Raw genomic sequence first — 13,898 nt, 5'->3', positions numbered from 1 at the left:
TTAGCGGGGGAAGTGGACATGGTGAAGTTCAAAGATGTGCAGTTCGAGGCGCTTGGCGAATTCATCCGAGACCTGATCAAGGATCCGGCCAAGCAAGCGATCTTCAGAAGTGGAGATCAGGAGGCGATGAAGGACCTGCTGCGTGGGTTCATGACGCCCAGGGACAAAACCTGGGAGGAGATCACCATCCAACCATACTTCGACCAAGACCTGATCGTGAACATCGCCTTTCCCTTCACCGGCGACGTCGAGCAAACGATCGCCACCATTGCGCCGGCGGATGGACCCGGTGAGGACTATACATTTCCCGATCACTACAATCTCGACCCGAACGCCGGCCCGCCCGATCAAATAAAGAAAAACCGTTTGAGCGCATATCATAAGCGCCTCGGCGACTACGTGATGTCACGCTGCAAGTGAAACCCGGCGCAATTGCGAGCAACGGTTCGGCCGTGTCAGCCCGACTGGGCTGCCAATTCGATGCCACGGGCCAGCTTCTCCTGATCGACTGGTAACCGGATCGGAAAAGCGGTCTTGAACCACTCCACGGCGACAGCGCGGTCAAGCCTACCCGGCCCTTGCCACGCCGCCGTTAGGTTGCGTAGAAAACGTCTGAACTCATCCCCGGCCTCGCGGTTGCGTTTCAGCAACGCAAGTGCCGCCGCCGACCAGCCGTGGATGTCGGCGAACAGTTGATCGCTCTTGACCGCAGCGGCCACGCACCCCTCCAGATCATTGGCGAGAAAGGCAATGGTCGCCTGGTAGCCATGATAGTGAGCGTCGGGCATGGGATTGAGGTCGAAACTGCGCTTCGAAAGCTCCGATGCCCGTTGATGATCACCCATGAAGGAGCTGGCCAGCGCGTAGGCAATCAACGTCGCGGGGTTCCCGGCATTTTGCTCATGTGCAAGGCTGAAGTGAAAATCGGCCAGCTCCCAGCGTCGCGCCAGAAGGTGGCTCCAGGCCAGATTTACCTGGTTGCGGTGGTCGAATGGGTCGAGCAGGACCGAACGCTTGGCCAGTTCGAATGCGCGCTTTAGATCCTGCTCGATCGACGATGCACCCGGAACGACGATCCAACGCGAGTTGAGCACCGCAGCGAGGCTGGAATAGGCGCAGGACAGATCGGGATCAAGCCGGATGGCTTCCTCGTAGCGGGCGATGGCAGCTTCTTCGGTGTCCTTTCGCCACATGATCGAAAGCCGCTGTCCGTCCAGCCAGCAATCATAGGCCGAGAAATGGTTCGGGGAAGCTTGCGATATGCGATGCAGCCTGGCACTGGACAAGGCAATCTGCAGGCGCGCGGAAAAGCGTGCGCAAACTTCATTGAAGGCCGAGCGCCAGGAAGACGGATCCGACGGAACGGTGAGAACGAAGGCTTCTCCTTCTTGCAGGAAATCATAGCAGGTAATTTGGAACACTGCTGGTCCATCCGTGTCGATCAGACGGATGAGGACGCCGATATCCACGTGTTCGCCTGCCGCCTGATGCATCTGATCCAGTGAGAATTCACCGGCTTGCAACTCCGTTGACACGGCTGTCCAATGCCTAAATCGGGAAATCGAAGCCAGAAGCTCTGTCGCCAAGGCAAATTGCAGGTGCTCGTTCTCTGCTTCGCGCCTGGCAATGATGATGGCGATTGTCGGCTTCCCTGGGATGCGGCTGTCGTGATCGCTTTGCGCAAGGTCGGGGTCAGCCGCCCGCTTTTCACCGTCGTTGCCCGGCTTGAGCGCCTCTAGAAGGTGGAGGATTTCTGCCGGTGGTCGCAGATCCATGTCCGCTTTGAGTTCGGCCGCGTAGCGGTCGAAGAACGCTAGGGCGCGGGCATAACCGCTTTCCTCACAGACCCTCCGAATGGTCTCCACCACGGCATCGTCGAAAAACGGATCAAGTTGCAGGATGCACGCAGCGATGGATTTGCGCTGTCTCGGGTCTGTCTCGGCCGCCAGCCACGCTGCGAGCCGTGTCACCAGCCTGTCGGTTATCATCGTCGACTGCATTCTCAGCCAGTTGTCGAAGACAGGATCGCAATCGTCCAACCCGGCGCAAAGTCCATCCCTGGCTTTGGCCAGCAGGAGCAGCGCACCGTCATAATTGCGGTCGTCGAGCGCACGTTCAAGCTCATCGATGTCGGAACGGATTGCAGTCGGATCGATTCCCAGGACGAGCTTGTCGACCGCGAGGTAATTAAGCCTGGTCTCGCTTGCCAGGCGTCGGAGATCCTTTATGCACTGGCGCAGTGATCCGCGCGCATGCTCCTCGTCCTGCTCGCTCCAAAGCAATGCCGCCAGTCGCCCGCGCGTCTCGCGTGACCTGCCGCTCAGTAACAGATAGGCGAGAATCGCGCAGGCCTTCCGCTTGCCCAACGAGAACGTCTCCGAGCCCTTGCGAAGCTCGAAACCGCCGATTAGCCTAATCGCCAGACCGTCTGTGGAAATTGTCAACTCCGCCGGCTATCGTCTCGGTCGCCAACGGGCGCCCACCGCTTACCCTACGTAAACAGCAGAAGCCAAGATATTGAAAGAGCCAACATGCTGTTGCGCGGGTCGCATTGGATAACGCTTGCTCTGCTGATGCATCACGACCGGCCGATGACGGTGAACCAAGACGACCCGACCTGGGACCGCCAGTCGAGTGAAGATGATTTGGATATTTTGGAGAATCTGGCTGCGACCCTTGTCGCTGCGCCCGAGAATGGGCTGCCTCTTTTGCACTTCGCGACACGCTACGACATTGGCGTTGAAGTGTTCGATGTTCCGGGTGGTTTCCTGGCTATGTCCAACATTGCTCCATTCGAAGGGAATGAGAAACGATTCACGGCAAGTGGCAAAGGCTTTGATGCCGGCACGGCCGTGCTGTCTTGCCTCGGAGAGGCCGCGGAGATTTCCAGCTGGGCCTGCAGAGCCGAAGACGTCACGGCGTCAGCACGCATCGGCTCTCCAGGCGATGGAATGAGGATCGATGCGATTCAGGTATTGGGCTTTTCGCTGGAACAGATCCGACATCGCGATCGGCTCAACAGAGTGTGGCGTGGCTGGGACAGTATCCCTTCAACGGATCATCTGAACAATCCCCAGCTATGGGCGTCCGTTCGCAGCTTCCATGACGATAGGGTCGCGCTTTGTCCGGCGTTTCTCTGCTATGGCCGCTTTGGTGACGTCGCATATGGCGATTGCAGCTTGAACGTCGACACCAATGGTTGCGCCGCTGGCACAACGCGGGCCGATGCAAGAACCCGCGCCTTGCTTGAACTCGTCGAACGAGACGCCACAGGGATATGGTGGCACCGAGGCTCCCTGAGAAAGCGGCTGGATATCGCGCGGCTTGATGACCAAGGCTTGGCGTCTCACATCCAGCAGCATCGCCAAGAAACGGGACGCAGGCTCTGGCTTCTCGATATCTCGTCCTTCCGCACGGCCATCGTGACGGCGGCGATCAGCTGCGAGGACAGTGGCGAGCATATGGCGGTGGGTTTCGGGTGCAGCTTCGATATGGTTGCTGCCGCCCGGTCCGCGTTTTTGGAATTGATACAATCCGAAGCTGCAATGCAGGCCCATGCCGAAAGGGCAGAACGGCCCCGTAATAAAACGATGAGCGATGACGATTGTCGGATGACCCGCTGGAAGCGTTTCGCTGACGTGCGCAACTTTCGTTTCGCCATCGGCAAGCCTGCCGACGGCCTGGAAAGCGCTGGCGAAAGCAACGTCACCGACCTACTGAATGAAATCGGCGAAGTTTGTGGTTCGCAGGTCTGGTTCGCCGATCTTTCGCGATCCGAGATTGGTATCCCCGTTGCAAAGGCGATCTGCGAGGGATTATCCCATTTCAAAGCGCGCTGGGGCTGCCACCGAAACGCCGCACCTTCCATCGCAAGTGATTCGAGCAAAACAGCAGGCCGCCTCTCGCAGGCCAGAAAACTTTTGATCTAATTATTACAGGCAATGACGACACGGTCACGTTGGAGACCCGCCGCCGGTTACAGAACGCTGATGAGGAAGCCGGCGTTACGATGGTGGGGGGCCAGGACTTCTTGTACGTCGGGATTTGCTCAAGCAGGGGCTCCGAGTTCGCCGGGATCTCGTACAGCGGGGAAGTTGAGTGAACCCCTGTTGACTTGAGGGCGCGAACGCCGCTGTTTTGGGTCGCAAAGCCGCCCGACGGCTAGCGGTGCAAGAAGGGCGAAAAAAGGACTTTTGTCGAGATATCTAGGGCAAACTGAAGCAATCCGTGAGACCGCACACCGCCGACCAATGTCTGGATCTCTTAAGACGCTGGTGCGCGCGAACTCGGCAGATGCAAACTTGTGTCTCCAGATCGGTGTTCGACGGCTAAGGTTGCGCCCAGTCGCTTGGAAATCGAAACAATCCAGGCTCGCAGCTCAGGACCAAAAGGCTTCTCAAGAATAGCCCGATCCCAAGCCAAAAAATAAGGTTCCGGCAGCCTGATCCGCTTGTCGAACGGGGCGACGAGCCTGCCCGACGCGATATCGTCGGCAGCCATCGACAGTTGCGCCAGCACAAAGCCCCTTCCGTTGGCCGCCGCATCGATCGCCGCGCTCGACAGGGAAAAGGCCACTTCGCCGGATGTTCTGCGGTGCACCGCGCCGATGCTTGCGGCCCATTCCGCCCATGTCGGCGGCGAGCGGTGATCGCGGGCCCATTCGATGCTGAGAAGCGGCAGATCGAGAATATCGGCGGGCTTGCCGACCGGATGTTTCGCCAGCAGCGTCGGCGAGCAGGCCGGCACCACCCAGTCGGTGAACAGTTCGGTGTAGTGCTCGAAATCACGATATTTCGTGCCGTACGAAATACGGAAGTCAACTTGTTCGGCGCCCAGCCTTGGCTCCGTCTCGGCGCCCACCAGCCGCACGGTCGCGCCGGGGTGGTCGACCTGCCAATCCAGGAGCTGCGGGCCGATCCATTTGCTGGCCAACGACGGCAGGCAGGAGATGGTCAAAGTGTCCGCGGACCGGGCCTGTTCGATGAGATCCTGGGCGTCGCGAATGTGTTCGAAGCCGACGGCAACCGCTGCGTGGTAAACGCGGCCCAGCGCGGTGAGGGCGACACTCCTGCCGCGCCGTTCCAAAAGCCGCGCCTCCAGCGCGTCTTCGGCCTTGCGGATCTGCTGGCTGACCGCGCCGACGGAGACGCCGAGTTCGTTGGCGGCCGCCGTCACACTGCCACGCCTCCCGAAAGCCTCGAAGGCCTGTATCGCACGCAGTGGGGGCGTCTTCTTCACCTGGGCAACAATCCTGGGGTCAGCTTGATTTAGTTTTTCTAAAATAGAACGCAGATGCAAGCCCTATGTCGTCCCAGGCCCGCAAGATATTCGTTTAGGCGTCACAAGCTCGGGAGGACGCCATGTTTCTTCGAAACTGCTGGTACGTTGCCGCATGGGACCATGAGGTCGCCGACAGGCTGGTGCCGACCCGGATACTTGGCGAGGACATTGTCCTCTACCGCCGGACCGATGGCGTGGTGGCGGCGCTCGAGGATGCCTGTCCCCACCGCAAGCTGCCGCTCTCCATGGGCCGCATCAAGGGCGACACTGTCGAATGCGGCTATCACGGGCTGACCTTCGACAGCACCGGAACCTGTACGCGCGTGCCCGGTGCTGAAAAGATACCGCATGTGGCATGCGTTCGTTCCTATCCGATCGCCGAACGTTACGGGCTGCTGTGGATATGGATGGGCGAAGCGGCAAAGGCCGACCCCGCGCTGATTTTCGCGGTCGACCACTGGGGCGATCCGGCATGGGGCGTCAATCGCGGCGAGTCCATGGCGCTCGATTGCAACTACCTCTACATGACCGACAACCTGCTCGACCCCTCGCATGTGTCTTGGGTCCACCAGTCCTCCTTCGGCGGCGTTCAGGCGATGGAGGATGCGCCACTCGAAACCACCGTAGGCGCGGACGGCGTGACCGTGTGGCGCTGGGTGGTCGATGCCGCGCCGGCGCCCTTCTATGCGCCTTTCCTCAAATTCTCAGGCAATTGCGACCGCAAGCAGCACTACGAAGTGCGCTACCCCTCCAACGCCATCATCAAGGCGATCTTCGTGCCGGCCCGCACCGGCGGCGAGGGCAAGCCGCTGCACGAGGACGTGTTCCTCATGGACAGCTACAACTTCATGACGCCGGTCGATGAGAACCAGACGAAATATTACTGGTTCCAGATGCGCAATTTCGCCCCCGACGATTTGGAGGTTTCCCGCCAGTTCGCCACCTCTGTGCGCGGCGCCTTCGACGAGGACCGCACCGTGCTCAATGCCGTGCACAAGGGCATGGCAAACAAGCGCACGCCCAATCTCGATCTGAAGATAGATGTCGGACCGCTGCGCTTTCGCCGGAACCTGGCCAAGCTGATTGCCAGCGAGAGCCAGCAATTGGCAGCTGCCGAATGAATGCATTCACCGCTCGCGACACCATCGCAAGAAGCGGATTTCGCGACCTGAAAGTGGTCGCGAAGGTGCGCGAAAGCGCCCTCATCACTTCATTCCATATCGAGCCGGTCGATCCACAGGACTGGCGCGACTTCCAGCCGGGCCAGTTCCTGGTGTTCCGGATTCCGGTAGCGCGGGAGGCCGCCGGCGAAAGGGGATATGTGCTGCGCAACTACAGTATCTCCTGTTCCCCAGACAGCGCTTCCTATCGGATCAGTGTGAAGCGTGAGGCAGCACCCGGGCCGGGGCTTCCCGATGGGATAAGCTCGTGCTTCCTGCATGACCGTATCGACGTCGGTGATGTGCTTCAGGCGGAAGGGCCGCGCGGCGATTTCGTGCTCGACAAGGCCAGCAACCGTCCAGTCGTGCTGCTCAGCGGCGGCGTCGGGCTGACGCCGATGGTGTCGATGCTGCATGCGTTGGCTTCGTTGCCGGACCGCCGTGCCGTCTTCATTCACGCCTGCGACAACGGTGATGTGCATGCCTTGCGCGATGAGGTGACCGACCTGGTCTCGACCCGTCCCGGCCTGACCGCACACTTCTGCTACCGGCTCCCGTCCGAGCGCGACAAGGCCGAGCAGCGCTTCCACAGCGAAGGCATGATTTCGCGGGACGTGCTGCAGCGTCTGCTGCCGATCGATGACTATGATTTCTACCTCTGTGGCCCGCCGCCGTTCATGCAGGCGATCTACGTCATGCTGCGCGAGCTTGGCGCGCCAAGATATCGCATTGCCTACGAATTCTTCGGCCCGGCGACGGTGCTTGAGCCCGATGCAGTGCGAGTTCCCGCGGTTCCAGCGCAGCCGGCAAGGATCGAGCCGGCCGGGGAAGCGACAACCGTGGAATTTCGGAAGTCGGGCCTGACGGCCGTCTGGGATGGCTCGGCCGTATCGTTGCTCGACTTCGCCGAGAACCAAGGTCTGTTGCCGGAATTCAGCTGCCGGGCCGGCATCTGCGGCACATGCAAGTCGCGGCTGATCTCGGGCGACATCGCCTATTTCGAGGAACCGCTGGACGAGCTTGGAAGCGGCGAAGTGCTGTTGTGCTGCTCCAAGCCGCGCGGATCAGTCGTCCTCGATATTTGACAAGATTGCCGCGCGTGGGCGCGGGGAAACGGAAGTCGGGATTTGGAACAGTCGGTCAAACCAGCGTCGAGCCTGCCGCTCAATCCGCATATCGCCGCCTTGCCGCCCTACAATGCCGGCATGAACATCTCGATGGCGCGGGCGCTGAGTGGCCGCAACGATGTCGCCCGGCTGGCCAGCAACGAGAACCCGGATGGGTGTTCTCCCGCCGTCATGGCCGCATTGGCCTCCTCATCCTTCGAGCCATGGCGCTATGCCGACCCGGCCTGCACGGCGCTGCGGGCGGCGCTTGGCGAAAAACTGGCGATCGATCCTGGCATGATCGTTGCCGGCAATGGTTCCGAGGAGATGATCGCCGCCATCTCGCGCGCCGTCCTGGTGCCGGGCGCCTCGGTCGTCACCACGGTGCCGAGCTTCGGGCTGCATGAGATAGAGCCGCTGGCTGCCGGTGCCGATGTCGTCAAGATTGCGATGACACCAGAGATGGGGTTCGATCTTGCCGCGCTCGAAGCGGCGATCGCCGTTGGGCCACGGATCGTTTTCATATCCTCGCCGTGGAATCCGGTCGGGCCGGGTCTCGACCACGCTGGCCTGCGACGGCTGATCGGCGCCGTGCGGCCCGGCACCCTTCTTGTCCTGGACGAGGCCTATTTCGAATTCGCCGATCCCGGCGCGCCCGACGGCATCGAGGTCCTGCGTAACAGCAGCATCGACCATGTCGTGCTGCGCACATTTTCGAAGGCTTATGGCCTGGCGGGGCTGCGCGTTGGCTATGCCGTTTGTTCGGGCTTCGAACTGGCAAGAGTGATCGCGGCCGCCAAGACGCCGTTCAACGTCAATGCGGCAGCACAGGTCGCCGCTATTGCGGCACTGGCCGACGAAAGCTGGATGAAGGCGTCGGCGGGCCGCGTCAGAGCCGAGCGCGTGCGCACCGCCGCCGCACTTAAGGGCCTTGGTTTCCGGGTTGCCCAGTCGCAGACAAACTTCCTGTTCTTCGACTGCAAGGGCGACAGCTCCAGCGTTGCCGCCGGTCTCCTGAAGCAGGGGATCATCGTCAAGGCGTGGCGCGAAACCGGCTACGAGCACTATCTGCGCGCCACCATCGGCTTGCCGGCCGACAACGACCGGCTGATCACGGCGCTTCAGGGATTGGCGGGGCGATGAGCGGCCACGCGTCTCCCAGGCAAACGAACTGGATCGAGCAAGCGGTGCCGTTGTCGGTTGTCGACGCGATCCGCCATGTCGTTGGCGCCTCGAATGTGCGGACCGGTGATGATGCCCGGGCGATCGACCTTGGTTCGAACGGGACGGATTGCGCCGCCGGCATCGTCGTTGCGCCTTCATCGACCGGCGAGGTCGCCGCGGTGGTGCGCATCTGCAGTCAAAATGAGATTCCGATCGTGCCGCAGGGCGGGCGGACCGGCCTTGTCGGCGGAAGTGTCTCGCGGCCGGGCGAGATCGTTCTTTCCCTGGCACGCATGAACCGGATCGAGCGGCTCGATCCGGTCGAGCGCGTGGCGGTTGTCGGTGCCGGTGTTACCCTCGAAGCTTTGCAGTCTGCCGCATTTGAGCACCGCCTGGAGCCCGGTATCGATCTTGCCGCGCGCGGTTCGGCGACGATCGGCGGCATGGTGTCCACGAATGCGGGTGGCGTGATGGCCTTTCGCAACGGGGTCATGCGCCACCGCGTCCTTGGCCTGGAGGCCGTGCTGGCCGACGGATCGGTCTATTCCGATCTGACGCGGGTGGTGAAGAATTCCGCCGGCTACGATCTGAAGCATCTCTTCATCGGTGCGGAGGGCACGCTTGGCATCGTGACCCGCGTGGTCGTCAAGCTCGACCCTTCGCCCCGAGCCACCGCCACCGCGCTTTTCGGGCTGCCGTCTGTCGAAGCGGCGCTGCAAGTCATTCATCTGGCGCTTGAATCGGATACCGGAGTTTTGCGCGCGGCGGAGGCGATGTGGACCTCGTATTTCAGCCTGGCCGCAGCCGCGCATGAATGGTCCGAACCGAGCGTGCCGCTCGACCAGACACTGTTCCTGCTGCTGTCGCTTGGCGGCGCGCGCGAAGAGGCGCTGCGCGAAGATTTCGAGCGTATCTATTCGGAAGTGATGGAGCGCTATCCTGAAGCCACCGGCATCATTGCCGGCTCGCGGCGGCAAGAGGAAGACCTGTGGCGGTTGCGCGAGGACACCGGCGTGCTCTATCGCGCCCATCCCCAAGCGCCTTCCTTCGACGTGTCGGTGCCTCTGTCGGAAATTCCGGCCTATCTCGACAGAATCCTGCCCCGGCTCGCAGCGATCGAACCGGGTCTGGCGCCCTATGTCTTCGGTCACCTGGCCGATGGAAACCTGCATATCATCCTCAACCGTCAGGGTCCGCTGGCGCCTGACGTAGCGGAGGCTGCCGAGAGCGTCCTGTACCAACAACTGCGGGAGATTGGCGGTTCTTTTTCCGCCGAGCACGGTGTTGGGTCCAAGCGCATCCATTCGCTGCTAGCGACGGTTGACCCGACGAAGCTCGCCGCGATGGAGCGGGTGAAACGAGCGCTGGACGATCAGTCGATCATGAACCCCGACAAGGTGCTTCCCTCCGACGCCTGGTTTGTCCGGTCCTCCAGGCCGCTCCTTTCCGGCAATGAGGGCCGATTGCCACCTCAGAACACGAGCGATCACAACGATGAATAGCCCCACGGTGGAACGACAGGGAATGAACGGATTGACCGCAGCCGCCAGCGATCCGGTGGGATCGACCGTGCGCCATGATGAGCCAGCCCCAACCTATGCCTGTGATTTCGCCATCCTTCGCAGGAGATTTCGCGAAGCCGCCGAGCGGGCCGGCGCGGAACTGTCTGAATATGTTCATCCGCTGAACGGCCCGGATGGCGAGACGCTGGCGACGGATGTGGCGCTGCTTGGCCGCCGCGATGCGCGCAAGCTGATCGTGCTCATCTCCGGTACGCATGGTGTCGAGGGCCCGTTCGGCTCGACTTGCCAGACCGCCTGGCTCGGCCAGAAGCACCTGCGGCGCCTGCCCGGCGACACAGCCATCCTTGCCATTCACCTCATCAATCCCTGGGGTACGGCTTGGTCGCGGCGCGTCAACGAGGACAATGTCGACCTCAACCGCAACTTCATCGACTGGTCTTCAAGTGCTCCCGTCAACAACGGTTATGCCGGCCTGCACGACGCCATGGCGTATCGCGAGTGGGAGGGACCGGACCGCATAGCGGCCGACGAGAAGCTCGCCGTGGCGCGCAAAAGGCTTGGGCATGCCGGGCTGGCGGCGATCGTCGAAGCCGGCCAGTATGAGTTCGCCGACGGCATGTTCTACGGCGGTGGCGGCCCGGTCTGGTCGAACCGCACCTTGAACGAAATTCTGAAGACCTTTGCCGGCGCGGCGCGCCAGGCCATCGTCTTCGACCTGCATACCGGCGCGGGGCCTTACGGTTATCCGGCTCTGCTTTCTGTGGCGAGTTCCGAGCATGACGGCCTTGCCTGGGGCAAATCCATCTTCGGGCCGGCGCTGGCGACAGTCCTGACAGGCCAGGGCGCCAAGACCGATACCGGCATCGCGGCGACGGCGACCGGCTATGTCTCCGATGCCGTCCGCAAGGCAATGCCGAACGCGCGCGTGCTGCCGCTTGTCGTTGAATGCGGCACGTTGGACGGGCCGGCTGTCATGGAAGCGGTCCAGGCCGACAACTGGCTGCATCTGTTCGGCAAGCTCGATTCGCCGTTGGGCAAGCGGATCCGCGACACTCTGCGTTGCGCCTTCATCCCGGATGACCCAGACTGGCAACGCACCTGCCTGTCCAGCAGCCTGCGCTATTTCGATCGTGCGCTGGCGGACCTGCGAACCGTCGAGATAACCCAGGACACCAGCAGCGAACAGACGCCGCCAACCCTTCCTGCCGTCGCGGCCGATCCGGCGCCCGCTGACAAGGCAAAGATCACCACGCCGGCCGTGCAGATCGACGAGCTTCACAAGAGCTTCGGCTCGCTTTTGGTGTTGAAGGGCGTCAATCTCACCGCCCATGCCGGTGAGGTCATTTCCATGATCGGCTCGTCGGGCTCGGGCAAGAGCACGTTTCTGCGTTGCATCAATCTTCTGGAGCAGCCGGATGGCGGCAAGGTCGCCATCGATGGCGAGGTGATCAAGATGAAGCCGCTGTCGAGCGGCCGTCTTGGGCCAGCCGATATGGCGCAGGTCGAACGCATCCGCGCCCGCGTCGGCATGGTGTTCCAGAACTTCAATCTGTGGCCGCACATGACTGTGGCGGAGAACATCATCGAAGCGCCCCGGCACGTCTTGAAGGAGCCCCGCGAGAAGGCCATCGAACATGCACACGCCTTGTTGAAGAAGGTCGGGCTCGCCGACAAGCACGCTCATTATCCGGGCCAGTTATCAGGCGGCCAGCAGCAACGCGCCGCGATCGCCCGAACGCTCGCGATGCGTCCCAAAGTCATCCTCTTCGACGAACCGACATCGGCGCTCGATCCCGAGTTGGTCGGCGAGGTGCTGCGCGTGATCCGTCAACTGGCGGAGGAAGGCAACACCATGATCCTCGTAACGCACGAGATGCAGTTCGCGCGCGAGGTCTCCCACAAGGTTCTGTTTCTCCACCAGGGAAAGGTGGAGGAAGAGGGTGCGCCCGCGGAGCTGTTCGGCAGCCCGCGCTCGGAGCGTCTGCGCCAATTCCTGGCTCGGACACTGTGAGGGAAGCATTCTCGAAGCGTCCGGTTCGCACCGGACAACGGCAATGAAGACCAACAACAAGGGGAACTGATATGAAACTGAAAGTCTTGACGCTGCTCGCATGTCTCGCGGGAAGCATGGGAAGCGCATTGGCGGCCGAAGGCGAGTTGTCCATCGGAACGGAAGGCGCCTACCCGCCATGGAGCATGTCCGACGCCAATGGCAACGTCACCGGTTTCGACGCCGATGTCGGCGCGTTGCTGTGCACCAAACTCGCGGTGACCTGCCATTTTGTCGTGCAGGCGTTCGACGGGTTGATCCCGGCGCTGAAGGCCAAGCGCTTCGACGTCATCATCTCGGGCATGTCGATCACCGCCGATCGCAAGAAGGAGATCAATTTCAGCGTCGGCTATGCCGAACTGGCCAACATGTTCGTAGCGGCCAAGGGTTCTGATCTGGCCGCGATCACCGACGTCGACACGCTGCTGAAGTCGCTCGACGGCAAGAAGGTCGGCGTGCAGGCTGGCACGACCCACGCGCATTTCCTCGAGAAGCGTGCACCGAATGCCGACCTGAAAACCTACGACACGCTTGACCAGATGCAGATCGACCTGGCGAGCGGCCGTATCGACACGGCTTTCGCCGATCAATCCGCCTTGCAGGATTTTCTGGACAAGCCTGACGGCAAGAACTTCCAACTGGTCGGTGTTGAGATCAAGAGCACATACGACACGACGCTTGGCGAAGGCATCGGCGTCGGCATCGCGCAGGACAACACCGAACTCAAGGCCAAGATCGACAAGGCGCTTTGCGAGCTGATCGCGGACGGCTCGGTCGGCAAGGCAAGCGAGAAATGGTTCAAGACGGACATTTCCCGGCCCTGCAAATAACGCCTTGGAACCCTCGCATGCGCCCGGATCTCCGGGCGCATGCACTTCATTGGCACGACAAGACTAGGGCAACTCGGATGGAATTCGGTCTCTGGCAGGTTTGGGAAGCGGGTTGGGTGACCGCCATCCTGCGTGGCGCGTCGATAACGATCCTGGTGGGTCTCGTCAGCATGGCGGCCGGGCTGGTGATCGGCATTGTCTGCGGCTTGATCAAATGGGCCCGGATTTTTCCGCTCTCGCTGCTCGTTGATGCCTATACCTCGCTGGTGCGCGGCGTGCCCGAGCTGCTCATCATCTACCTCCTGTTTTTCAGTTCGGTTGAATTCGTGACCAAGGTCGTGACCGCTTTCGGCTATGCCGGTGTCGCGGAGAGCGGCTATGCGTTCGTCATCGCGGTCATCGCCATCGGCGCGATCTCCGGTGCCTATTCGACCGAGGTCGTGCGCGGGGCCCTGGGGGCGATCCCCAATGGGCACATCGAGGCCGCGCGCGCACTCGGGTTATCGGGCGGCCGGATCTTTCGCCGCATCATCGCGCCGCAGATGCTGCGCATCGCGGTTCCCGGAATCAACAATGTCTGGCAGACGACGATCAAGGACACGGCCCTGGTCTCGGTGGTCGGCCTTCAGGAGCTGATGCGCATTTCTTTCATTGGCGCCAATTCCACCCGCCACCCGTTCATCTTCTACCTGATCGCGGCTGTGGTTTATCTGGCCATTACGCTCGTCAGCCAGGCCGGGTTCGACGGCATCGAACGCCTGCTCAGGGTGAGGACGAGAAAGTAG

The 13,898-nt window shown here is 61.7% G+C and carries 11 protein-coding genes; 9 read left to right on the top strand and 2 right to left on the bottom strand.

Annotated elements, in window-relative coordinates; all coding sequences use genetic code 11:
* The first annotated feature begins 18 nt into the window (after nucleotides 1–18).
* Nucleotides 19–420, top strand: coding sequence for a hypothetical protein (locus tag RPF88_RS01175; protein ID WP_013530422.1), 402 nt, complete (start codon nucleotides 19–21; stop codon nucleotides 418–420).
* A gap of 35 nt (nucleotides 421–455) precedes the next feature.
* On the opposite strand, the gene RPF88_RS01170 is transcribed toward RPF88_RS01175, so the two are convergent.
* Complete coding sequence (locus RPF88_RS01170; protein WP_063168714.1) at nucleotides 456–2,366, bottom strand: hypothetical protein; 1,911 nt, start codon at nucleotides 2,364–2,366, stop codon at nucleotides 456–458.
* A 165-nt stretch (nucleotides 2,367–2,531) separates the two neighbouring features.
* On the opposite strand from RPF88_RS01170, the gene RPF88_RS01165 reads away from it, so the two are divergent.
* The gene (locus RPF88_RS01165) at nucleotides 2,532–3,929 is read left to right on the top strand and encodes a YcaO-like family protein (protein WP_337121550.1); all 1,398 of its coding nucleotides are present in this window, start codon (nucleotides 2,532–2,534) and stop codon (nucleotides 3,927–3,929) included.
* 334 nt (nucleotides 3,930–4,263) lie between these two features.
* Here RPF88_RS01165 and RPF88_RS01160 read toward each other — a convergent pair whose 3' ends face one another.
* On the bottom strand, nucleotides 4,264–5,238 hold the full coding sequence (locus RPF88_RS01160; protein ID WP_337123836.1) for a LysR substrate-binding domain-containing protein: 975 nt from the start codon (nucleotides 5,236–5,238) through the stop codon (nucleotides 4,264–4,266).
* Between the two features lie 122 nt (nucleotides 5,239–5,360).
* Here RPF88_RS01160 and RPF88_RS01155 point away from each other — a divergent pair, with 122 nt between their 5' ends.
* From RPF88_RS01155 to RPF88_RS01125, 7 genes are all read left to right on the top strand, one after another.
* Nucleotides 5,361–6,401: an aromatic ring-hydroxylating dioxygenase subunit alpha gene (locus tag RPF88_RS01155; protein ID WP_013530418.1), complete on the top strand. Its 1,041-nt coding sequence runs from the start codon at nucleotides 5,361–5,363 to the stop codon at nucleotides 6,399–6,401.
* The gene (locus tag RPF88_RS01150) at nucleotides 6,398–7,525 is read left to right on the top strand and encodes a 2Fe-2S iron-sulfur cluster-binding protein (protein ID WP_064992562.1); all 1,128 of its coding nucleotides are present in this window, start codon (nucleotides 6,398–6,400) and stop codon (nucleotides 7,523–7,525) included. The genes RPF88_RS01155 and RPF88_RS01150 overlap by 4 nt, the downstream gene beginning before the upstream one ends.
* A 42-nt stretch (nucleotides 7,526–7,567) precedes the next feature.
* On the top strand, nucleotides 7,568–8,689 hold the full coding sequence (locus RPF88_RS01145) for an aminotransferase class I/II-fold pyridoxal phosphate-dependent enzyme (RefSeq protein ID WP_013530416.1): 1,122 nt from the start codon (nucleotides 7,568–7,570) through the stop codon (nucleotides 8,687–8,689).
* On the top strand, nucleotides 8,686–10,212 hold the full coding sequence (locus tag RPF88_RS01140; RefSeq protein ID WP_337121549.1) for an FAD-binding oxidoreductase: 1,527 nt from the start codon (nucleotides 8,686–8,688) through the stop codon (nucleotides 10,210–10,212). The genes RPF88_RS01145 and RPF88_RS01140 overlap by 4 nt, the downstream gene beginning before the upstream one ends.
* A 22-nt stretch (nucleotides 10,213–10,234) precedes the next feature.
* Nucleotides 10,235–12,244: a DUF2817 domain-containing protein gene (locus RPF88_RS01135; RefSeq protein WP_337121548.1), complete on the top strand. Its 2,010-nt coding sequence runs from the start codon at nucleotides 10,235–10,237 to the stop codon at nucleotides 12,242–12,244.
* Between the two features lie 71 nt (nucleotides 12,245–12,315).
* Nucleotides 12,316–13,113 carry a transporter substrate-binding domain-containing protein gene (locus RPF88_RS01130; RefSeq protein ID WP_337121547.1) on the top strand — a complete coding sequence of 266 codons (798 nt, stop codon included), beginning with the start codon at nucleotides 12,316–12,318 and terminating at the stop codon, nucleotides 13,111–13,113.
* Nucleotides 13,114–13,190: 77 nt separating this feature from the next.
* Nucleotides 13,191–13,898, top strand: a complete 708-nt coding sequence (locus tag RPF88_RS01125) for an ABC transporter permease (protein ID WP_063168719.1) — start codon at nucleotides 13,191–13,193, stop codon at nucleotides 13,896–13,898.

It is taken from the genome of Mesorhizobium sp. ISC11 (assembly GCF_037162595.1).
Taxonomy (GTDB): Bacteria; Pseudomonadota; Alphaproteobacteria; order Rhizobiales; family Rhizobiaceae; genus Mesorhizobium; species Mesorhizobium ciceri.
Note: the sequence above shows the minus strand (reverse complement) of the source record. Positions and strands in the feature narration are given on the sequence as shown.